Annotated in this window: 21 protein-coding genes and 1 pseudogene; 10 read left to right on the forward strand and 12 right to left on the reverse strand. The window is 61.0% G+C overall.

Going from position 1 to position 19,240, the window contains the following annotated elements; genetic code table 11:
• Positions 1 to 213: 213 nt before the first annotated feature.
• Positions 214 to 468 (forward strand): annotated as a pseudogene (locus JN524_RS17480) (YebG family protein); the annotation flags it as partial.
• Between the two features lie 178 nt (positions 469 to 646).
• Here JN524_RS17480 and JN524_RS17485 read toward each other — a convergent pair.
• Entirely contained in the window at positions 647 to 1,666 is a 1,020-nt protein-coding gene (locus JN524_RS17485; protein ID WP_202370143.1) for a Glu/Leu/Phe/Val dehydrogenase family protein, read from the reverse strand.
• Between the two features lie 172 nt (positions 1,667 to 1,838).
• Here JN524_RS17485 and JN524_RS17490 point away from each other — a divergent pair, with 172 nt between their 5' ends.
• Positions 1,839 to 2,642, forward strand: a complete 804-nt coding sequence (locus JN524_RS17490; protein ID WP_202370144.1) for a SirB1 family protein — start codon at positions 1,839 to 1,841, stop codon at positions 2,640 to 2,642.
• Positions 2,643 to 2,827: 185 nt separating this feature from the next.
• On the opposite strand, the gene JN524_RS17495 is transcribed toward JN524_RS17490, so the two are convergent.
• The 4 genes from JN524_RS17495 to hmgA form a co-directional block, all read right to left on the reverse strand.
• The gene (locus JN524_RS17495) at positions 2,828 to 4,198 is read right to left on the reverse strand and encodes an MFS transporter (protein ID WP_202370145.1); all 1,371 of its coding nucleotides are present in this window, start codon (positions 4,196 to 4,198) and stop codon (positions 2,828 to 2,830) included.
• A 157-nt stretch (positions 4,199 to 4,355) separates the two neighbouring features.
• Positions 4,356 to 4,991: a maleylacetoacetate isomerase gene (gene maiA, locus JN524_RS17500; protein ID WP_202370146.1), complete on the reverse strand. Its 636-nt coding sequence runs from the start codon at positions 4,989 to 4,991 to the stop codon at positions 4,356 to 4,358.
• 12 nt (positions 4,992 to 5,003) lie between these two features.
• Positions 5,004 to 6,308, reverse strand: coding sequence for a fumarylacetoacetase (gene fahA, locus JN524_RS17505; RefSeq protein WP_202370147.1), 1,305 nt, complete (start codon positions 6,306 to 6,308; stop codon positions 5,004 to 5,006).
• 3 nt (positions 6,309 to 6,311) lie between these two features.
• A complete protein-coding gene (gene hmgA / locus JN524_RS17510; protein ID WP_202370148.1) occupies positions 6,312 to 7,616 on the reverse strand; it encodes a homogentisate 1,2-dioxygenase in 1,305 nt (434 codons plus the stop codon).
• A 165-nt stretch (positions 7,617 to 7,781) separates the two neighbouring features.
• Here hmgA and JN524_RS17515 point away from each other — a divergent pair, with 165 nt between their 5' ends.
• A complete protein-coding gene (locus JN524_RS17515) occupies positions 7,782 to 8,576 on the forward strand; it encodes an IclR family transcriptional regulator (protein ID WP_202370149.1) in 795 nt (264 codons plus the stop codon).
• A gap of 354 nt (positions 8,577 to 8,930) precedes the next feature.
• Here the strand turns inward: JN524_RS17515 and JN524_RS17520 are convergent, their stop codons facing one another.
• The 5 genes from JN524_RS17520 to JN524_RS17540 form a co-directional block, all read right to left on the reverse strand.
• Entirely contained in the window at positions 8,931 to 9,848 is a 918-nt protein-coding gene (locus tag JN524_RS17520) for an SDR family oxidoreductase (RefSeq protein ID WP_202370150.1), read from the reverse strand.
• Positions 9,849 to 10,049: 201 nt separating this feature from the next.
• Positions 10,050 to 10,952 carry an alpha/beta fold hydrolase gene (locus JN524_RS17525; protein ID WP_202370151.1) on the reverse strand — a complete coding sequence of 301 codons (903 nt, stop codon included), beginning with the start codon at positions 10,950 to 10,952 and terminating at the stop codon, positions 10,050 to 10,052.
• Positions 10,952 to 11,734 (reverse strand): class II aldolase/adducin family protein, encoded by a 783-nt coding sequence (locus JN524_RS17530; protein ID WP_166496203.1) that lies wholly within the window; start codon positions 11,732 to 11,734, stop codon positions 10,952 to 10,954. The genes JN524_RS17525 and JN524_RS17530 overlap by 1 nt, the downstream gene beginning before the upstream one ends.
• 131 nt (positions 11,735 to 11,865) lie before the next feature.
• Entirely contained in the window at positions 11,866 to 12,552 is a 687-nt protein-coding gene (locus JN524_RS17535; protein WP_027610877.1) for an LrgB family protein, read from the reverse strand.
• On the reverse strand, positions 12,542 to 12,928 hold the full coding sequence (locus tag JN524_RS17540; protein ID WP_202370152.1) for a CidA/LrgA family protein: 387 nt from the start codon (positions 12,926 to 12,928) through the stop codon (positions 12,542 to 12,544). Before JN524_RS17540 ends, JN524_RS17535 begins: the two co-directional genes overlap by 11 nt.
• Before the next feature lie 94 nt (positions 12,929 to 13,022).
• Between JN524_RS17540 and JN524_RS17545 the strand changes: the two genes are divergently transcribed.
• Positions 13,023 to 13,910 (forward strand): LysR family transcriptional regulator, encoded by an 888-nt coding sequence (locus JN524_RS17545; protein ID WP_202370153.1) that lies wholly within the window; start codon positions 13,023 to 13,025, stop codon positions 13,908 to 13,910.
• Here the strand turns inward: JN524_RS17545 and JN524_RS17550 are convergent.
• Positions 13,900 to 14,355 carry a flavodoxin gene (locus JN524_RS17550; protein ID WP_202370154.1) on the reverse strand — a complete coding sequence of 152 codons (456 nt, stop codon included), beginning with the start codon at positions 14,353 to 14,355 and terminating at the stop codon, positions 13,900 to 13,902. The genes JN524_RS17545 and JN524_RS17550 overlap by 11 nt on opposite strands.
• A 152-nt stretch (positions 14,356 to 14,507) precedes the next feature.
• On the opposite strand from JN524_RS17550, the gene JN524_RS17555 reads away from it, so the two are divergent.
• Both JN524_RS17555 and JN524_RS17560 read left to right on the forward strand, forming a co-directional pair.
• On the forward strand, positions 14,508 to 14,984 hold the full coding sequence (locus JN524_RS17555; RefSeq protein ID WP_202370155.1) for a PAS domain-containing protein: 477 nt from the start codon (positions 14,508 to 14,510) through the stop codon (positions 14,982 to 14,984).
• Positions 14,985 to 15,039: 55 nt separating this feature from the next.
• A complete protein-coding gene (locus JN524_RS17560) occupies positions 15,040 to 15,645 on the forward strand; it encodes a hypothetical protein (protein ID WP_025109427.1) in 606 nt (201 codons plus the stop codon).
• Positions 15,646 to 15,648: 3 nt separating this feature from the next.
• Here JN524_RS17560 and JN524_RS17565 read toward each other — a convergent pair whose 3' ends face one another.
• On the reverse strand, positions 15,649 to 16,608 hold the full coding sequence (locus JN524_RS17565; protein ID WP_202370156.1) for a MerR family transcriptional regulator: 960 nt from the start codon (positions 16,606 to 16,608) through the stop codon (positions 15,649 to 15,651).
• A 212-nt stretch (positions 16,609 to 16,820) separates the two neighbouring features.
• On the opposite strand from JN524_RS17565, the gene JN524_RS17570 reads away from it, so the two are divergent.
• From JN524_RS17570 to folX, 4 genes are all read left to right on the forward strand, one after another.
• Complete coding sequence (locus JN524_RS17570; protein ID WP_096795374.1) at positions 16,821 to 17,390, forward strand: antibiotic biosynthesis monooxygenase; 570 nt, start codon at positions 16,821 to 16,823, stop codon at positions 17,388 to 17,390.
• Between the two features lie 177 nt (positions 17,391 to 17,567).
• Positions 17,568 to 18,278 carry a dihydromonapterin reductase gene (folM, locus tag JN524_RS17575; RefSeq protein WP_097090402.1) on the forward strand — a complete coding sequence of 237 codons (711 nt, stop codon included), beginning with the start codon at positions 17,568 to 17,570 and terminating at the stop codon, positions 18,276 to 18,278.
• A 21-nt stretch (positions 18,279 to 18,299) separates the two neighbouring features.
• The gene (gene folE / locus JN524_RS17580) at positions 18,300 to 18,860 is read left to right on the forward strand and encodes a GTP cyclohydrolase I FolE (RefSeq protein WP_097090401.1); all 561 of its coding nucleotides are present in this window, start codon (positions 18,300 to 18,302) and stop codon (positions 18,858 to 18,860) included.
• Positions 18,861 to 19,232, forward strand: a complete 372-nt coding sequence (gene folX, locus JN524_RS17585; RefSeq protein WP_007968040.1) for a dihydroneopterin triphosphate 2'-epimerase — start codon at positions 18,861 to 18,863, stop codon at positions 19,230 to 19,232.
• Positions 19,233 to 19,240: the final 8 nt, after the last annotated feature.

The following is a 19,240-nucleotide window of genomic DNA, read 5'->3' on the forward strand; positions in this document are numbered from 1 at the left end:
CAAACCCGCGCCGTGGCGTTTGGTCGCAGCCCTGCGCAATGGTTAGAGCGAGCCTGCTCGCGAATAGCCGCACCGCGATCCCACTGACAAATCCCGAATCCGGTCTACATTGAAAAGCCACTACCCAAAGCGCAGGGATTCGCTTATCCTTTCGCTGTATATAAATACAGTAGTCGCTAAGACAACTAAATGTGAAGGCATGTGAGGTGGTGAATGGCCGTCGAAGTGGTATACCGCAGCAGCCGAGATCTGGAGCGCTTGTTCATGGATAAAGCCGAAGCTGACCGTCATGACAAAATGCTCGAACTGGCCGAGATGCTGTCCGAAGTGTTGCAGAAAGCCGTGCCGTCGCTGAACGAGCAACAGGTTGAAGAAGTCGGGATCTACATGGCGAAGAACCGCGATGTGTTCGCCAAGGCTTTCAAGAGCCAGCCTGATGCGCTGTCGGAGCTGATCAATGCACCGGCAGAAGTCGTTGAAAAAGCCGAAACGGCCGAGCCGGAAGAGGCTCCAGTGAAGCCGGTCAAAGCGGCAAAAGCTGCCAAGTAACAACGTTTGAATCGAAAAGATCGCAGCCTGCGGCAGCTCCTACAGGGAATACGCATTCCATATGTAGGAGCTGCCGCAGGCTGCGATCTTTTGCTTTTCAGCGATACAAGACTTTCTCCGCCAACTCATCCGCCACCCGCGCCGGCGAACGCTTCTCGGCCTGCGCATGGGCAAACACTTCGGTCAGTCGCGAACTGATCTTCGACAGGTGCGCGGTTATCGTCCCCAGCTCTTCGCCGCGATGCTTGAGCGAGACATAAATCAACCCGCCCGCGTTAATCACATAGTCCGGCGCATAAAGAATCCCGCGCCGCTCCAGCTGATCGGCCACGTCCAGATGCGTCAGTTGATTGTTCGCCGAACCGGCCACCGCCGAGCAGCGCAGTTGCGTCACCGTATGACTGTTGAGCACCCCGCCGAGGCCGCACGGCGCAAGGATGTCGCACGGTGTGCTGAGCAAGGCGTCGTTGGCGATCGGGTGCGCGTTGAGTTGCTCCATCGCCAGTTGCACCTTGCCGTGGTCGATGTCGCTGACCAGCAACTCTGCGCCCGCCGCGTGCAACTGCTCGGCCAATGCATAACCGACGTTGCCCAAGCCCTGAATCGCCACGCGCAAGCCTTCAAGATTGTCGCTGCCCAGCCGCGCCATGGCGGTGGCGCGAATTCCGGTGAACACGCCCATCGCCGCATGCGGTGCCGGGTCGCCGGCCGAGGTGGTGCTGGTGACATGCTGGGTCTGCTGTGCGATGCAATCCATGTCCGCCACCGAAGTGCCGCTGTCGATGGCGGTGATGTAGCGACCGTCGAGTTGTTCGATGCAACGGCCAAACGCTTCGAACAATGCCGCGCGATTTTCCACATGCACCGGGCGTACGATCACCGCCACCCCGCCGCCCTGATCGAGCCCGGCCAGGGCCGCCTTGTAGCTCATGCCCTGCGCCAGGCGTATGGCATCCTCGACTGCGGATTCGTCGTTGGGATAGGCAAGATAACGGCAACCGCCCAGAGCAGGCCCGAGGCGACTGTTATGAATGGCAATGACCGCCTTCAACCCGGTGACCGGGTCAACGCTGAGGTGCAGCGATTCCAGGCGAGTGCTTTGCATGAGAGCGAACATCGGCAGGCTCCCGAATCACTTCTGGTAGACGCCAGTATAGGCTTGCGCCCAAAAATTGCTGAAGCGCGCCGGAATAAGCGCAGGCGTCGATGGTGACTTTGCGGCATAACCTGCCCGGTACTGGACGAATGGCGCGGACGGGGCTAAAACGAGGCATTCCCCGGAGATTTCGATGAGCCCGCGCCAACGTTTTTTCGAATGCCTGCACCGTTCACCGCCCGCGCTGTTCGAAGCGGCGTTGTGGATGGCTGCCGAACACGAAAAAGGCCTCGATGTCGAAGCGCTGCAACAGGACTTCAAGGAGCTGCAGCAGCGCGTCAGCTACGGCTTGCCGATGCTGCCGGTCAGCGAATTGGCGCAGCCGTTGCTGCGGCGGATGAATGATCTGGGGTTCGCCCAGGATGATTTTTTGCCGCTACGCCCGCAGGTCGCGTTGTTGGACAAAGTGTTGCAGACCCGTCGCGGCCAGCCGCTGAGCCTGTCCTTGATTGCTCTGGAATTGGCCCGTGGTCTGGAGATTCCGCTGGTTGGGGTGAACTTCCCCGGGCATTTCCTGCTGCGGGTGCCCGGCGCTGATCACCTGCTGGATCCCTGCGGTGGTCGGCGGCTGTACCCCAATGATTGTCGCGAGTTGTTGCAGCGTCAGTACGGCGCGCACCTCAAACTCAACGCCGACCATCTGGCCACCGCCAGCCCGGAGCAGGTGCTCCAGCGCCTGTCACGCAACCTGCGACAGTTGCATCTGGCGCATGAGGATTACATTGCCGCGCTGATCGATGCCGAGCGCGTGCTGGAACTGGGCGGAGCCAGCGCCGCCGATTATCTGGCCCGCGCCAGCCTGTACCAACGCCTCGACTGCCCGAACGCCGAGCGCTTCGATCTGGAGCATGCGCTGCTGCTCAGTGACGATCCGATCCAGCGCCTGCGCCTGACTGAACGCCTCGGCCACCTGCCACCCAATTCCGTTGTGCACTAAACGCTTTTTGTAGGAGTGAGCCTGCTCGCGAAGCGTCGTGTCAGCGATGAATGCATCGAAACCTGGATCGCCTTCGCGAGCAAGCCCGCTCCCACAGGGTTCAGCGTGGCCCCATCCTTCTGCCTCACAACGATCCCTTGTGGGAGCGTGGCTTGCCCGCGAAGCAGGCGCCACCGTTGTTCCTGTCAGACTGCGTTATCGTTCTTCGCGAGCAAGCTCGCTCCCACAGGGGATTGCGGGATATCTGAGGGCGAGCGCACCTGAATGATCAGTAGCGCCGCAACAACCGCCGGAATCGCGCAGAAGAAGAAAATTTGCGCCACCGGAATGTGCATCGCCAGCAGCATGCTGCCGAACAGCGGCCCGAGGATCGAACCGAAGCGCCCGACCCCCAACGCCCAGCCGGTGCCCGTGGCCCGCACGTGGGCCGGGTAGAAATTACTGGCGAAGGCGTTCAACGTCAGTTGCCCACCGATGATACAGAAGCCGGCGGCAAACACGCAGGCCACCAGATAGCGTGGATTGTCGTGGTTCAAACCCAGCAGAATCGTGCACAGCGCCGCCCCTGCCAGCACCGCGCAGAGCAGCCGCACCTTGCGTTTCAAACGGTCGGCGAACCACGCCATGCACACCGCGCCCAAGGTACCGGCGAACAGGAACATCGAGGTCACCAGATTCGCTTCATTGAGTTTCAGACCGCTTTCCAGCAACAGCGTCGGCAGCCAGCTGATCATGAAATACAACAGAATCAGGCTGACAAAAAATGTCGCCCAGATCAGCAGGGTCGGTCGTGCATAACCGTTGCGGAACAGCTCGACCACGGTCAGCTTGCTGCCCTGCTCGCGCTCGTTCTGTTCAACGGTCGCGGCCGGCGGTTGCCAGTCCGGCAGCATTCGCGCGGTGACTTTGCGCAGGCGCACATAGGGCGGTGCATCGCGCAGCAGACGCGGCAGCGATTCTGGCAGCATCCACCACAGGAACGGGAACAGCAGCAACGGCGTGACACCACCGGCAAGGAACACCGCTTGCCAGCCAAAGCGGTCGATGAAGCCAGCGGCGACAAAACCACCCGCCGCACCGCCAAACGAAAACCCACAAGCGGCCAGCGTCACCATCAAGGTGCGCAGACGAGGCGGTGAATATTCTGACATCAAGGCCATGGCACTGGGCATCGCACCGCCCATGCCGATACCGCAGATGAAGCGCGCGATCATCAAGGTGTTCAGAGAATCGGCGAACACCATCAGCACCGTCAGGCTGGCGTAGATCAGCACGCAGGCAAGCAGGATTCGCCGCACGCCGAAGCGATCGGCCAGCGGCGTCACCGCGAGCGAGCCGAGCGTGAGGCCCAACAGGTTGGCGCTGAAAACCGGCCCGAACGCGGCTTTCTCCAGCCCCCAGTCCTGGGCCAGGGCCGGCACCACGTAACCGAGCACCTGGGCGTCATAACCGTCGGTGACCAGCAACAAGGCGAGCAGGATCAGGAGCAACCACTGATAGCGGGACACAGGACGGGCGTCGAGTGCCGCGCGGAAGCTGGCAATCTGGTTATGCATCGCAAGGTACCTGTTTTGTTTTTATGATTTTTGTGTGCGGCGCTGATCCCTTTTAGGAGTGAGCCTGCTCGCGAAAGCGGTGTGTCAGTCAACATCCTCGTATCTGACACTCCGCTATCGCGAGCAGGCTCACTCCTACATTGGGCAGTGTGGCGCTTTAAGGGGTATCGGGCTGATTGGCCGGATGCGCCTTGATGAACGCCGGATGCTCAGCCGCCAACGCCGCCACCCGCCGGATCCGCGGGTAAGCCTCCAGCGAAACACCGAAGCGCTCGGCCGCATACAACTGCGGAATCAGATAGACATCCGCCACACACGGCCACTCGCCAAAGCAGAAACCGCTGTCACCGATCAATTGCTCGACGGTCGCCAGCCCCTGACTGATCCAGTGCGCGATCCACTCCACCACCTGCGGCTCTTCATGGCCCAACTGGCGCAGGCGATTGAGCACGCTGACGTTGTGCAGCGGATGCACGTCGCAACCGATCACCGCCGCCACACCGCGCACATGAGCACGGGCGGCGAGGTCTTCGGGTAGCAATGGCAGCTGTGGATAACGCTCTTCCAGGTACTCGATGATCGCCGGGGACTGAATCAGCAACTCGCCGTCATCGGTGCGCAAGGCCGGCACCCGGCCCTGCGGATTGATCGCCAGATACGCCGGCTGGCGATGCTCGCCTCCCGACGGCGCAATCAGGTTGACCGGCAACGCGGTGTAGTCGAGCCCTTTCAGCGCCAACGCGATACGCACCCGATACGACGAGGTCGAGCGGTAATAGGTGTAGAGATCCATGATCCGCTCCTGTCAGCGCGCCGCCAGCACTTTGCCGCGGCATTCGCCGAAGCCGATCGAGGCAAAACCGTCACGGGCGCAGCGCGCACGCAGAATGATTTCGTCGCCGTCTTCGAGGAATTTGCGCACTTCGCCGGACGCCAGTTCGATCGGCTTTTTACCGCCCTCGGTGATTTCCAGCAGGCTGCCGAACTGACCGCTTTGCGGGCCGGACAAAGTCCCCGAACCGAACAGGTCGCCGGCCTGCAACTGGCAACCGTTGACGCTGTGGTGCGCGACCATTTGTGCGACGGTCCAGTACATGTAGCGAGTGTTGCTCAGGGTCAGGCGATGGGCTGGCAGATTCTGTTCGCGCATGGCTTCGGTGAGCAGCAGCACTTCCAGTTCGATGTCAAAGGCGCCGCCATCTTGATCACGTTTGTCGAACAGGTATGGCAGCGGCTGCGGATCACCTTCCGGGCGCGCAGGTTGCGCCGTGCGGAATGGCTCCAGCGCTTCGGCGGTCACCACCCAAGGCGAGACACTGGTGATGAAGCTCTTGGAGAGGAACGGGCCGAGCGGCTGGTATTCCCAAGCCTGGATGTCGCGGGCCGACCAGTCGTTGAGCAGGCAGAAACCGGCAATGTGTTCGGCGGCGTCACCGATGGCTATCGGCTCGCCCATTTCGTTGCCCTGACCGATCCAGATGCCCAGTTCCAGTTCGTAATCCAGTCGGGCGCAAGGGCCGAAGGTCGGCTCGCTGGCACCAGCCGGCAGGGTCTGACCTTTCGGGCGGCGCACGTCGGTGCCGGAGGCGCGCACCGTGGAGGCGCGACCGTGATAACCGATCGGCACGTGTTTGTAGTTTGGCAGCAGCGGGTTGTCCGGACGAAACAGTTTGCCAACGTTCTGCGCGTGCTCGATGCCCACGTAGAAGTCGGTGTAATCGCTGATGCGCGCCGGCAGGTGCATCTGGCAATCGGCAGCCAGTGGCAGCAGTTTGGCGCCCTGGGCTTCGATCGCGCAACGATGAGTGCTGCCCTCGCTGAACAATTCCAGCAAGCGGCTGCGCAAGGCTACGCGGGCTTCACGACCGAGGTCGAAGAACGCATTCAGCACGCCGCCGTGCGTGGCTTCGACCGCGCTGCGTGCCGGGCCGTCGAACAGGCCGGCTTCAAGCGCCACCTGCAGATCGAAAATATGTTCACCGATCGCCACGCCCGCGCGCGGCGCCGAGCCGCCAGTGCTGAACACGCCCAGCGGCAGGTTCTGCAGCGGGAAATCCGCGTGGCCGTTGGCCGAAGCAACCCAACTGCGGGTGATGGAAGTTTGAGTCATGGGTTATCTCCGGGTCGGGTCGAACGTGGCGGGCAGCGTGGCCCAGCAGGCGTCGTAAGTGGATTGCAGTTGCGGGCAGTCGAGGGCGAAGCGGCTTGGGCGCAGCACCTGACTGGTCTCGAACATGAAGGCCATGGTGTTGTCGATCTTCGCAGGCTTGAGTTCGGCGTTGATCGCTTTGGTGCAGGTTTCGCCATCCGGGCCGTGGGCGCTCATGCAGCTGTGCAGCGAGGCACCGCCGGGCACGAACCCTTCAGCCTTGGCGTCGTATTCGCCCTGGATCAGGCCCATGAATTCGTTCATCAGGTTGCGATGGAACCACGGTGGACGGAAGGTGTTCTCGGCGACCATCCAGCGTGGCGGGAAGATCACGAAGTCGAGGTTGGCCAGTCCGTGCACGCTGGTCGGCGAGGTCAGCACGGTGAAGATCGACGGATCCGGGTGATCGAAGCTCACCGTACCGATGGTGTTGAAACGGCGCAGATCGTATTTGTACGGCACGTTGTTGCCGTGCCAGGCGACCACGTTCAGCGGCGAATGATCGAGCTCGGTACCCCACAACTGGCCGAGGAATTTCTGCACCAGCGTGGTTGGCTGCTGCAGGTTTTCGTAAGCGGCGACCGGCGCCAGGAAGTCCCGTGGATTGGCCAGACCGTTGCTGCCGATCGGCCCCAGGTCCGGCAGACGCAACGGCGCGCCGTGGTTCTCGGCAACGTAACCGCGCGCCTGCGCATCAAGCAGTTCGACGCGGAATTTCAGACCGCGCGGCAGCACGGCGATTTCCAGCGGCGCGACTTCGAGCACACCGAGTTCGGTGGCAATGCGCAGCCGCCCCAGTTGCGGCACCAGTAGCAACTCGCCGTCGGCGTTGTAGAACACCCGCTCCATCGAGCGGTTCGCGCAATAGTTATAGATGCTGATACCGGCCGGTTTTTCCGCTGCCGAGTTGGCCACCATGCCGACCAGACCGTCGATGAAATCGGTCGGCTCGGCCGGGATATCCAGAGGATTCCAGCGCAGGCGATTGGGCGTCACTTCACCCAACGGGCCGCCGGCCAGTTGCCGCTCCAGTTTGACGAACGCCGGGTGATTGGCCGACGGCTGAATCCGGTACATCCAGGTTCGCCGCGCTTCACTGCGGGTCATGGTGAACGCAGTGCCGGAGAGCAATTCGGTATAGAGGCCGTAGGGGGCTTTTTGCGGGGAGTTCTGGCCGATGGGCAAGGCGCCGGGCAACGCTTCACTGCTGAATTCGTTGCCGAAACCGGACTGGTACGCCAGCTCCGACGCGTTTGAATCGAGGTTCATGGAGCCTCCTGAACAGGGAGTCGGCAGTGGCCCATCGCTCTGGCTCAGAGCTTTGCGCACGCCGGGGTTGTTATTATCGTAATTCGATTACGCATAACGTAATTTGCTCGCTATCCAGCGTCAAGCTATAAAGACGCCCATTCGTTTTCGGATCCCGGCCGCACCATGGAAAAAACCAGCGACAGCAACGGCAAACAGAAAGTCCGCTCCGCCGAGGTCGGCACCGACATCCTCAAGGCGTTGGCCGAGTTGTCGCCCTCCACCTCACTATCGCGTCTGGCCGAACATGTGCAGATGCCGGCGAGCAAGGTGCACCGCTATCTCCAGGCACTGATCGCCAGTGGTTTCGCCGAGCAGAATGCCGCCACCAACCACTACGGTCTCGGCCGTGAGGCGTTGCGCGTGGGCCTCGCAGCCCTGAACAGTATGGACGTGCTGAAAGTCGCCGCCCTGCCCCTGTCCGAGTTGCGCGACGAACTGAATGAAACCTGCTTTCTGGCGGTGTGGGGCAATCAGGGCGCGACCGTGGTGCACATCGAGCCGGCGGTGCGCGCGGTGACAGTGGTGACCCAATTGGGCTCGGTGTTGCCGCTGCTCAGTTCATCCACCGGGCTGGTGTTCAGTGCCTTTCTGCCACATCGGGAAACCGATGAGTTACGCGAGCAGGAAATCGCCGTCGCCGGTCATCCACTGGCTGATGAAAACGCCTACAGCGGTTTGTGCGATCAGATCCGCGAGCGCGGTCTGCATCATGTGCATGGCTTGTTGATGCCTGGGGTGGACGCGTTGTCGGCGCCGGTGTTCAACGCTGTCGGGCAGATCGCCGCGGTGCTGACCATCGTCGGCCCGACCTCACTGTTCCACGCCGATGAAAACGGCCCGGCAGCCCGGCGACTGCTGGCTGCGGCACGCGCCGTGAGTTGGCGCATGGGCTATCAGGCCGACGACCTGCGCCCTTGAAGCAACGGCCACAATCCCTTCAGTGACCCGATGGCGTGGCCGGTCCCGACTGTTACATGCCCCGTAACAGTGCATGTCCGGAATCGCTATTTTTCCTTCTGCCTCAAGTGCTTATTCTGAGCGGGCTTTCACGGCACACGTCGCAAAGCACCCAGCCCTGGCTGCTGAGCAACTCGCGCCATCGCTGACCGATTTCAGATGAGTCGATGCTTCGATTGATCGCCCCGGTGTTCACTGACGTTGATTTGTAGCTCCTTGATCCAACGTCTTACCTTGGCCGCTGCGTTTGCAGCGGCCTTTTTTATGGGCGAAGGTTTTACCGATGAGTTGCTCATTAGCCGGGCATGACACACGTCACAGCGAATACTTCTGCAGGTTCGCCATCATTTCCTTCAGCGCTTCGATGTTGTCCTGCGGATGCGCCGCGCCTTCGAAGTCGCAGATCTGCTGCCAGTGCGCCGCGACATCTTCAGGGGAGAAACCGTTGCGTGGATCGAACCCGGCGCCGAGGCTGCGTTCCCAGCGCACCTTGCCCATCCAGCCACCACCGACTTCAAACAGGCCGGAGGTTTCCTGGCACTGTTCACTGGCCAGGTACACCACCAGCGGGCTGACCAGCTCCGGTTTGAGCTGTTCGAACACTTGCGGCGGGATCAGGCCTTCGGTCATGCGCGTGCCGCCGGTAGGGGCGATGGCGTTGACTAGGATGTTGTTTTTGCGACCTTCGATGGCCAGGGTCCGGGTCAGGCCGTAGAGGCCAAGTTTGGCCATGCCGTAGTTGGACTGGCCGAAGTTGCCGTAGATGCCCGAGGTCGATGCCGTGAAGATCACCCGGCCATAGTTTTGCTCACGCAAGTGCGGCCACGCGGCGCGGGTCACTTTGTAGGCGCCTTCGACGTGGACGCGATAGACCAGATCCCAGTCGGCGTCGTCCATCTTGTGAAAAGTCTTGTCGCGCAGAATCCCGGCGTTGTTCACCACCACGTCGACACGGCCAAAGGCGTCGAGGGCGTTCTGTACCAGTTTGTCGCCGTCGGTGACCGAGTCATGGTTGGCCTCGGCGATGCCGCCGGCTTCGCGAATCTCCGCCACCACCCGGTCGGCGGCGGAGGCGTTGGCGCCTTCGCCCTGGGTCGAGCCGCCGAGGTCGTTGACCAGCACTTTGGCGCCGTGCCGGGCGAACAGCAACGCGTGCGCCCGACCCAGACCACCACCGGCACCGGCACCGGTGACGATCACGACTTTATCTTCGAAACGTACGGATTCATTCATCGCAGGAACTCCAGCAGGCCAGTATTGAGTCCGAGTGTCAGGCACAGGGCTTTGGGTCACAACGAATACGGCTGAGGCTGAATGGTGCGCGATAAGGGTGAGGGATGATGAGGGCGTCAAAAGACCAAAAGATCGCAGCCTGCGGCAGCTCCTACAGAAGATCGGTGTAGGAGCTGCCGCAGGCTGCGATCTTTTGACCTCTCAGGAGCATGCGACCTTGCGCGGCGGCAACTCCAGGCGCTCACGAAACGCCAGGTAATGCTTGAGCACCTGCACTGGCGCTTCAATTTGTGGGTAATGGCCGATGCCCGGCAACAGCACCGTATCGGCGTCGGCAATCAGCTCGCGGTAACGCTCAACCATGTGCGCACCGGAAATCGGATCGACTTCGCCATCGATCACCCGCAGCGGCACGTCATTACGCTGCATGGCCGCCACCCAGCGATCACGTTGCACCCGCCGCTCAGGGATGTAGCCGATCAGTTTGTGCAGAATGCGTGGGCCACGATGGGTCTCGATCAGGCTCCAGAAATCATCCAGTTCACTTTCACTGGGGCCGGTCTGCGGGCCGAAAATCTGTCGGAAGCTTTTCACCAGCGCATCACGGGTAAATGCACGGCCGATCATCCAGCCCAAGGGGCTGAGCAGCAGCTTTTGCATCAAGACCGGGCGATGGGTTTCCGGAAACAGGCCGCCATTGAGAAAGACACAACTGGCCACCTCGATCCGGTTTTCGTAATGCCGGGCGAGCAGTTCCTGGGCAACGCTGTCACCGTAATCGTGAGCCAGCACATGCACCGGCTGTTCGATCTGAAGATCCGCCAATAGCGCCTGCTGCAGGTCGGCCTGTTCCAGCAGGCTGTAGCGGTGATTCAACGGTTTGGCCGAATCCCCAAAACCCAGCATGTCACAGGCGATCACCCGGTAGCGCTGGGCCAGAGGCTGCCACAGGTAGTGCCAGTCCCAACTGGCCGTCGGGAAACCGTGGATCAGCAGCAGCGGCTCACCCTGCCCCGCCGTCCAGTAACGGATCGACTGGCCGCGGAAGACAAACGTCCGGCTGCGTTTGCGCCAGACACACAGAGGAATCTCGGCAAGAGGCATCAGAGTTTATATCCGGGGTCTTGTTTATCGAGTTTGCGCAGCAACGCCGGCCAGGCCAGCGCGCCACCCATGCCTTGAGCACTTTTGGTCACGCCGGCGATCATCGCTTTGGCTCCGGCGAGGATCTGCGGTTCGATGGCGATCAGTTCAGCACCACCGGTTTGCGCCATGACCTGAATATCGCAGGCGCGCTGGAAGGTGAACATCATCAGAAAAGTGTCGGCGATGGTGCCGCCACAGGTCAGCAACCCGTGGTTGTGCAGCATCAGGAAATTGTTCTCGCCAAGGTCGGCCTGCAAGCGCGCCTTCTCTTCGTGATTCAGCGCCACACCTTCGTAGCCGTGATAGGCCAGGCTCGACAACACGAACAGCGACTGCTGACTGATCGGCAACACGCCCTGCTTTTGCGCCGACACCGCGACACCGGATGCGGTGTGGGTGTGCAGCACGCAAACCACATCGTGCCGCACTTCGTGCACGGCGCTATGGATCGTGTAACCGGCGGGATTGATTTCGTAGGGACTGTCCATGAGCTTGTTGCCGGCCTGATCGACTTTGACCAGGCTGGACGCGGTGATCTCATGGAACATCAACCCGAACGGGTTGATCAGAAAATCTTCGGTGCCCGGGACCTTGGCCGAGATGTGGGTGAAGATCAGGTCATCCCAGCCATGCAACGCCACCAGTCGATAGCAGGCGGCGAGATCGACCCGGGTCTGCCATTCCGCGGCACTGACCTGGTCTTTGACATCAAGGGACGATTGGACGGGGGCTACGCTCACTGTATGCACCTCTGCGTTCTTATTGTTCTGCACGTACGAGCAGTCTAGTCAGGCGCAAAGGATCGCGGAGTTGCATTGCCAGCCAGCTTGATGACTGAGCGGGTCAGCCATGCAAACACCTTGGATCCATGTCAAAGCAACGACGCCAACAAAGGCGCGGCGAACAGATTGAGCAGCCCGGTCAGCACCATCACCAGTCCCGCCACCGAGCCCTCCTCACCGCCCACTTCATGCGCCCGGCTCACCCCTGCGCCGTGCGCGCCAACCCCGAACAACGCACCGCGCGCCAACGCACTGCGCAACGGCAACCACTTGAGCAATACGCCGCCAAGCATCGCGCCGAACACGCCAGTGAACATCACAAACACGGCGGTCAGTTCCGGCACACCACCGAGATCCTGCGCCAGCGGCATGGCGAACGGCGTGGTGATCGAACGCGGCACCAGCGACATCGTCACCGAGCTATCCAGCGCCAGCGCCTTGGCCAGGCCGAACGACGTAGCGATCGACGCCGCGCTGCCGGCGAGCATACCCAACAGCAGCGCCGACCAGTGCCGCACCAGCAGACGCCGCTGCTGCCAGATCGGTACGGCGAAGGCCACCGTCACCGGCCCGAGCACCAGCATCAGCCAATGCGTGTTGCTGGCGTATTCGGCATAGGCGGTGTGCAACGGCACGGCGAGCGCCAGCAGCAGCGCCGGCACCAGAATCAGCGGCGACAGCAAGTAACGCCCGGTGCGCCGGTAAATCCAGCGACTGAACAGGTACGCCAACAGGGTGAAGGCGAGCCAGAACATCGGCATCCATTCAAGCTTCATGGGACCGCCTCAGGCGCACGGCCAACTCTACGGTGAAGGCTGTCACCAGCATCACCATCAGGGTACTGACGCCGATCACCAGCAATATCCGCCAGCCGTCATCGCGCAACAGCGCGCCGTAGTCGAGCAGACTCATCAGCGCCGGAATAAAGAACAGCAGCATCTCGGCCATCAGCAATCCGGCACCCAGTTGCAGTGCCGCCGGCTTGACCCAGCCAAACGCGAACGCCAGCAGCAACAGGGCCATGCCGATGACTCCACCGGGAATCGGCCAGGTCAGCCACGCGGCGATCTGACAGCCGAGCAGATAGAGACCGAGCAACACGGACAGTTCGACGCAGAGACGGGAAAGATACTTGAGGGATGCAGCGTTCATGATGGGCTCCTTACAGGGGCTTATTTTACGAAGCGGCCTGTCATCCCAGAAGCGAATTGTTAGACTCGGCGCTATTCCAAAACGGAATCGAATTATGGAATTCAAACAGCTGCGCAGTTTTGTCGAAGTCATGCATCAGGGCGGCTTCACTCAGGCGGCGAAAACCCTGCACATCAGCCAGTCGGCGGTGAGCAAGCAAGTCGCGCAACTGGAGCAGAGCCTCGGCACGCCGCTGCTCGAACGACTCGGCTCGCAATTGCGCCTGACCGCCGCGGGCAGCGTGGTGCTGCAGCGCGCCGAGGGCATGTTGCGCCTGCGCAATGAATTGCTCAGCGAACTGGATGATCTGAGCCAACTGGCGCGAGGCGAATTGCGCCTCGGTCTGCCGCTGTTGGGTAGTGATGCGCTGTTCGCCGGGTTGTTCGCCGAGTATCGCCGGCGCTATCCGAACATCAGCATTCAATTGCTCGAGGGTGGCAGCCGCAATGTCGAGCAAGCGGTGCTCAGCGGCGAACTGGAGTTAGGCGGGAGCCTGCTGCCGAAAGATCCGCAGTTCGATTTCCAGCCGTTCTGCGATGAAAAACTCGATGCGCTGCTGCCGGTGGATCACCCGTTGGCAGCACGCGGCGAGATTGGTCTTGAGGAATTGGCCGACACGCCGTTCCTGCTGTATCAGCGCAGCTTTGTGCTCAATGACCGTTTACTGCAGGCCTGCCAGCAACTGGGCTTTACCCCGAAAGAAGGCGGGCGCAGTGGCCAGGCGGATTTTCTCGTGGCACTGGTGGCCGCCGGGCAAGGCGTGGTGCTGCTGCCCAGCGTGGTGGCCCGGGCTCTTGAGCGTTCGGGCGTGGTGCGCCTGACCTTGCGCGCGCCAGATTATTTGCGCTGGGACATCGCCTTCATCTGGCGCCGGGGCGCCTATCTGTCGAAAGCCGCGCAGGCCTGGCTGGCTCTGCTGCGTGAGCGCGCGATCAGCCCTTGAGCGTGGCGATCAATTGCGCCAGCCATGGCTCGGCGTCGGTTTCCGGGGTCACGCTTTCGCTGGCGTCCAGACGCAGCATCTCTTGCACCTCGCGCACACCCAGCTCGGCGAACAATTCACGCATCAGTTCGCCGCCACCGCAGAAGGTATCGCCGTAACTGGCATCGCCCAAGCCGATCACCGCACCCGGCAAACCGCGCCAGGCCATTGGCAACTGATCGCGAAGGCTGAAATACAGCGGTTGCAGGTTATCCGGCAATTCGCCCATGCCGGTGGTCGAGGTCACCGCGAGGAACGCTTCAGGGCCAAACGCCTGAATGTCCGCCAGGCTGGTGCGCGAGTTGTAGAAGGTTTCAAAACCGGCGTCTTTCAGCAGGTTCTGCGCGTGACGGGCGACTTCTTCGGCCGTGCCGTAAACCGAGCCGGAGAGGATGGCGACTTTCATCAATCTGATCCTGAAGCTGAAAAAAAGAGCGGCGATAGTAGCAGTCCTACCTAAAAGCCGCGATCAAGGCCCGATTAGCCGTGATGGCCAGTAGACAGGCCCGCTGGAACTTCTAGAATGCCAGCCAATATCGACACTGAAAGGATTCATTGATGATCAATGCCAGTCTGCTGCAAATGGTGATCAACGCGTCGAACGATGGAATCGTGGTGGCCGAAAAGGAAGGCGAGCAGGACAATATCCTGATTTACGTGAACCCGGCCTTCGAACGCCTGACCGGTTACACCAGCGAGGAAATTCTCTATCAGGACTGCCGTTTTCTGCAGTCAGGAGACCGCGATCAGGCCAGTCTGACGCTGATTCGCGACACCTTGCGCAATGGCGGGGCGTGCCGAGAAATCCTGCGCAACTACCGCAAGGATGGCACCCCGTTCTGGAACGAACTGTCGCTTTCGACGGTGAAAAATGCTGATGACGGCCAGACTTATTTCGTCGGTGTGCAGAAAGATGTCACGGTTCAGGTCAAGGCGCAGCAACGCGTAATTCAGCTCGAGGCTGAGGTCGCAGCGCTGAAAGCGGAACTGGCAGCGTTGAAAGCGACGAACGGCGTAAACAAAACTGCGAACTAAGTGTCAGTAACTACAATCACCAATGACTTTGTAACTATTTCTTTCGAGCCAGGCCATGCAACGCGACGCACTCCTGACCCAGGATGAGCTGGATTTCATCCAGACCATGCAGCACAACCCGCAGCTCAATGTGCGGGATGCGACGTCGAGCCTGTTGGTCAATGGAGGTTCGCAGATCCGTGATCTGCTCACGCGCCTGGCTGCTCATGAGCAAGTAACCATCCAGGCCAACTTCGAAAATCAGCAGATGACCTTCCCGCTGCACCTGGTGGAAGACGAATTCCACGCCTTGCACCTGCGTCTGGGCGTACCGAGCATTTATGAAGACGGGCCGATGGTTCGCCCATGGCGTCTGACCCTCGAAGAGCCGGTAGCGCTGGAAAATGCCAAGGGCCAACCGGGCATGATGTGGGTGCACGAGGTGTCGCACAAAGGCGTACTGCTGGAAATGCGCAACAAGACCAAACCGCCCAAGCATTTCGCCCTGTGGTTCAGCCCTTCAGGTTACGAGCGGATTTCCCTGCGCGGCAACTTCGAGCGCGAAACCGAGCACGGCTTCTACGCCTACGAGCTGAGCCAGACCGACGCCGATGAAACCGAACGGCTGCGCCAGTTCATCCTGCAACAACATCGCCTGACCCATCCCGCCCTGCACACCTGATATTCAGGTATCCAGCGTACCTGCGAGAAATTGCGTCATGCGCTGACGCATCGTCGCTCCTTCATTGCCCAGACAACCGATCGACGACCCGGCCAGGCTGTCCTGTGCCAGATCAGCAGTATCACCGGCCAGCATGACCTGACAATCCAGACTTAACGCCAGACGGTTCAACCGTCGCGGCAAATCGGCTGTCGGGGCGTGATTGGAAAACAGCACCAGCGCCTGCGGCTTGATCCGCTCGCACACCAGCGCCAACTCATCGAATGGTTGACCGGTGGTCAATACCCGAACCCCGGCGTCATTGCCACTGAGAAACAACGCGGCGACCAACAGCTCCAGCTCACGACACTGACCGGCCAGTGCGCTGACGACCACCTTGCGCGGTTGTGTGCCGCGCAGCGCGACAATCCGCTGCAACACCCGCGCCCGCAGGAACCCGTCGAAAAACAGCCACTCGCTGGTCTGCCCGAAGGCATCCTGGCGCTGCAGCATCTGCAGCCACAAAGGCATGAGGATGTCCTGGAACACCACCGGCAGCGAGTACGAAGAGAAAATCTGGTTGTAGACCTGATCCAGCGCGCGGTCATCGAACGCGCTGATCGCAGCCTGCACCTGTTGCTGCCACTGCGCGTAATCGGTCTGAACCAGATCATCAGGGATGATATGGGCCAGCACTTTCAGCGGCTCGGTCTTGGCGAGGATCTTGCCGACCTTGCTCACGGCCACGCCGCGATCAATCCAGTCGACGATGCTGCGCACGCGCTCGATTTCGGTCATCGAATACAACCGGTGCCCGCTTTCGGTGCGCGTCGGCTGGATCAAACCGTAGCGGCGCTCCCATGCACGCAGCGTTACCGGGTTGACGCCGGTCAGCCGCGACACCTCCCGAATAGGGAACAACTCTTCGCGCTCAAGTGCGACAGAGGCCTGCGAGGCAGGGTTAGCGTCCGTGATAACAGCCATGGTGCTGATGTGTCCGCTCGGTAAATTTGGATCCCATTCTACATCCGATGCCCTCTGTCGGTTCAACCCAATAAACAGAGACGAAAGTCTCTGAAACTGTCATCAAAATCGGGAATAATCCTTGCTTGTTGAAAAGCGCAGACCCCTACCCCGGTTTGCGCAATGCGAAACCTCCTACCCGGAGCGCCGCACTCGAAATATGGAGATACACAATGTCTACTTCCCCCGTCACGCTGATGGTTGCGCGTCGCGTCGCCGACGGCCGCTATCAGGACCTGATTGCCTGGCTGCGCGAAGGCGAACAACTGGCCACTGACTTTCCCGGTTACCTGGGTTCCGGCGTGCTCGCTCCGCCACCCGGCGACAACGAATTCCAGATCATTTTCCGCTTCGTCGACGAGCAGACCCTGCACGCCTGGGAGCACTCGGTCTCGCGTACCGCGTGGCTGGCGCGGGGCAGCGATCTGTTCGAGCATCCCAAGGAGCATCGGGTCAGCGGCATCGAAGGCTGGTTCGGCGCTGCCGGTCAACGGCCACCACGCTGGAAACAGGCCGTGGCGATCTGGCTGGCGTTCTTCCCGGTGTCGCTGCTGTTCAACTTTGTCCTCGGACCGCTGCTCGGCGAGATGAGCCTGCTGCCACGGGTATTGGTCAGTACGGCGTGCCTGACGCCCTTGATGGTGTATTTCTTTATTCCACTGTCGACGCGGTTGCTGGCCAACTGGTTGAACGCTGTGCCTGCGCGACCTTTGCCTGCAACACCCTCTACGCAGAATCGATGATCTCTGTGTGGGAGCGAGCCTGCTCGTGAATACGGACTGCCATTCAACATTGATATGTCGACTGAGACACCGCATTCGCGAGCAGGCTCGCTCCCACAGGTATTGGTAAGGCCGACGATAGGTGCATGGCTCATGTCGCTGTTATAGTTTTTGCTCCAACCGCGACGCGAGCCGTTCATGTCCATATCCTCCGCCCCGATCCTCATCACCGGTGCCGGCCAGCGTGTCGGTCTGCACTGCGCACAGCGTTTGCTTGAAGACGGCCATCGGGTCATCTTCACCTACCGCAGCGAACGTCCGGGCGTACAAGCCCTGCGTGATCTGGGCGCTGTCGCGGTGTTCGCGGACTTCTCCAGCGAAGCCGCCATCCTCGCCTTCATCGATGAACTGAAAACCCACACCGACTGCCTGCGCGCCATCGTCCACAACGCCTCCGAATGGCTGGCGGAAACCCCGGGCAGTGAAGCCGAGGCCTTCTCGCGCATGCTCAACGTGCACATGCTCGCGCCGTATCTGATCAACCTGCACTGCGCCGACCTGCTCAAAGGCTCGACCCCGGCCGACATCATCCACATCAGCGACGACGTCACGCGCAAGGGCAGCAGCAAACACATCGGTTATTGCGCCAGCAAAGCCGGGCTCGACAGCCTGACCCTGTCCTTCGCCGCACGCTATGCGCCGGCAATCAAGGTCAACGGCATCGCGCCGGCCCTGCTATTGTTCAATCCCGACGACGACGCGGCGTACCGCGCCAGGGCGCTGGCCAAATCCGCACTGGGCATCGAACCCGGCAGCGAAGTGATCTACCAGAGCCTGCGCTATCTGCTCGACAACCCCTATGTCACCGGCACAACCCTGACCGTCAACGGCGGACGGCACGTCAAATAAGCTGCTGCGCGAGGATCTCCCATGACCCGTTCCCTGCCCGAGAATTACCGCGAGATCCTCATCGGCCTCGGCGAAGACCCCGACCGCGAAGGTCTGCTCGATACCCCGGTGCGCGCGGCCAAGGCCATGCAATACCTGTGTCACGGCTATGAACAGAGTGTGGATCAGATCGTCAACGGCGCGCTGTTTGCCTCCGACAGCGACGAGATGATCATCGTCGCCGACATCGAGCTCTACTCGTTGTGCGAACATCACCTGCTGCCCTTCATCGGCAAGGCCCATGTGGCTTATATTCCGACAGGCAAGGTGCTGGGGCTGTCGAAGATCGCGCGGCTGGTGGACATGTTCGCCCGGCGCCTGCAGATTCAGGAAAACCTCACCCGGCAGATTGCCGATGCGGTGCAACAGGTCACCGATGCCGCCGGCGTCGCGGTGGTCATCGAGGCCCGGCACATGTGCATGATGATGCGCGGTGTCGAGAAACAGAATTCGACCATGAACACCTCGGTCATGCTCGGCGCCTTTCGCGACTCGAGCAACACCCGCCAGGAGTTCCTGCAATTGATTGGACGGAGCAAGTAAATGTCACAACTTCAACCGGGAATGGCGCGCATCCGGGTCAAGGATCTGCGCCTGCGCACCTTTATCGGGATCAACGAGGACGAGATCCTCAACAAGCAGGATGTGCTGATCAATCTCACGATCCTGTACGCGGCGCAGGAAGCGGTGCGCGACAACGACATCGATCACGCGCTGAACTATCGCACCATCACCAAGGCGATTATCGCCCACGTCGAGGGCAATCGTTTTGCGCTGCTCGAACGCCTGACCCAGGAACTGCTGGATCTGGTGATGACCCATGCTGCGGTGCTGTACGCCGAAGTCGAAGTCGACAAGCCGCATGCACTGCGTTTTGCCGAGTCGGTGTCGATCACCCTCGCCGCCAGCCGCTGAGCGTGTCT

This window comes from Pseudomonas sp. MWU318 (assembly GCF_016756945.1).
Taxonomy (GTDB): domain Bacteria; phylum Pseudomonadota; class Gammaproteobacteria; order Pseudomonadales; family Pseudomonadaceae; genus Aquipseudomonas; species Aquipseudomonas putida_A.

Excerpts from the sequence above, each read along its gene's own strand:
- JN524_RS17545 (WP_202370153.1), top strand. The coding sequence starts at position 13,023 with ATGGAATTCAAACAGCTGCGCAGTTTTGTCGAAGTCATGCATCAGGGC.
- JN524_RS17570 (WP_096795374.1), top strand. The coding sequence starts at position 16,821 with ATGTCTACTTCCCCCGTCACGCTGATGGTTGCGCGTCGCGTCGCCGAC.
- JN524_RS17495 (WP_202370145.1), bottom strand. The coding sequence starts at position 4,198 with ATGCATAACCAGATTGCCAGCTTCCGCGCGGCACTCGACGCCCGTCCT.
- JN524_RS17555 (WP_202370155.1), top strand. The coding sequence starts at position 14,508 with ATGATCAATGCCAGTCTGCTGCAAATGGTGATCAACGCGTCGAACGAT.
- fahA (WP_202370147.1), bottom strand. The coding sequence starts at position 6,308 with ATGACTCAAACTTCCATCACCCGCAGTTGGGTTGCTTCGGCCAACGGC.
- folE (WP_097090401.1), top strand. The coding sequence starts at position 18,300 with ATGACCCGTTCCCTGCCCGAGAATTACCGCGAGATCCTCATCGGCCTC.
- JN524_RS17535 (WP_027610877.1), bottom strand. The coding sequence starts at position 12,552 with ATGAAGCTTGAATGGATGCCGATGTTCTGGCTCGCCTTCACCCTGTTG.
- JN524_RS17485 (WP_202370143.1), bottom strand. The coding sequence starts at position 1,666 with ATGTTCGCTCTCATGCAAAGCACTCGCCTGGAATCGCTGCACCTCAGC.
- JN524_RS17515 (WP_202370149.1), top strand. The coding sequence starts at position 7,782 with ATGGAAAAAACCAGCGACAGCAACGGCAAACAGAAAGTCCGCTCCGCC.
- JN524_RS17550 (WP_202370154.1), bottom strand. The coding sequence starts at position 14,355 with ATGAAAGTCGCCATCCTCTCCGGCTCGGTTTACGGCACGGCCGAAGAA.
- maiA (WP_202370146.1), bottom strand. The coding sequence starts at position 4,991 with ATGGATCTCTACACCTATTACCGCTCGACCTCGTCGTATCGGGTGCGT.
- JN524_RS17525 (WP_202370151.1), bottom strand. The coding sequence starts at position 10,952 with ATGCCTCTTGCCGAGATTCCTCTGTGTGTCTGGCGCAAACGCAGCCGG.
- JN524_RS17490 (WP_202370144.1), top strand. The coding sequence starts at position 1,839 with ATGAGCCCGCGCCAACGTTTTTTCGAATGCCTGCACCGTTCACCGCCC.
- folX (WP_007968040.1), top strand. The coding sequence starts at position 18,861 with ATGTCACAACTTCAACCGGGAATGGCGCGCATCCGGGTCAAGGATCTG.
- JN524_RS17560 (WP_025109427.1), top strand. The coding sequence starts at position 15,040 with ATGCAACGCGACGCACTCCTGACCCAGGATGAGCTGGATTTCATCCAG.
- JN524_RS17520 (WP_202370150.1), bottom strand. The coding sequence starts at position 9,848 with ATGAATGAATCCGTACGTTTCGAAGATAAAGTCGTGATCGTCACCGGT.
- JN524_RS17540 (WP_202370152.1), bottom strand. The coding sequence starts at position 12,928 with ATGAACGCTGCATCCCTCAAGTATCTTTCCCGTCTCTGCGTCGAACTG.
- hmgA (WP_202370148.1), bottom strand. The coding sequence starts at position 7,616 with ATGAACCTCGATTCAAACGCGTCGGAGCTGGCGTACCAGTCCGGTTTC.
- folM (WP_097090402.1), top strand. The coding sequence starts at position 17,568 with ATGTCCATATCCTCCGCCCCGATCCTCATCACCGGTGCCGGCCAGCGT.
- JN524_RS17565 (WP_202370156.1), bottom strand. The coding sequence starts at position 16,608 with ATGGCTGTTATCACGGACGCTAACCCTGCCTCGCAGGCCTCTGTCGCA.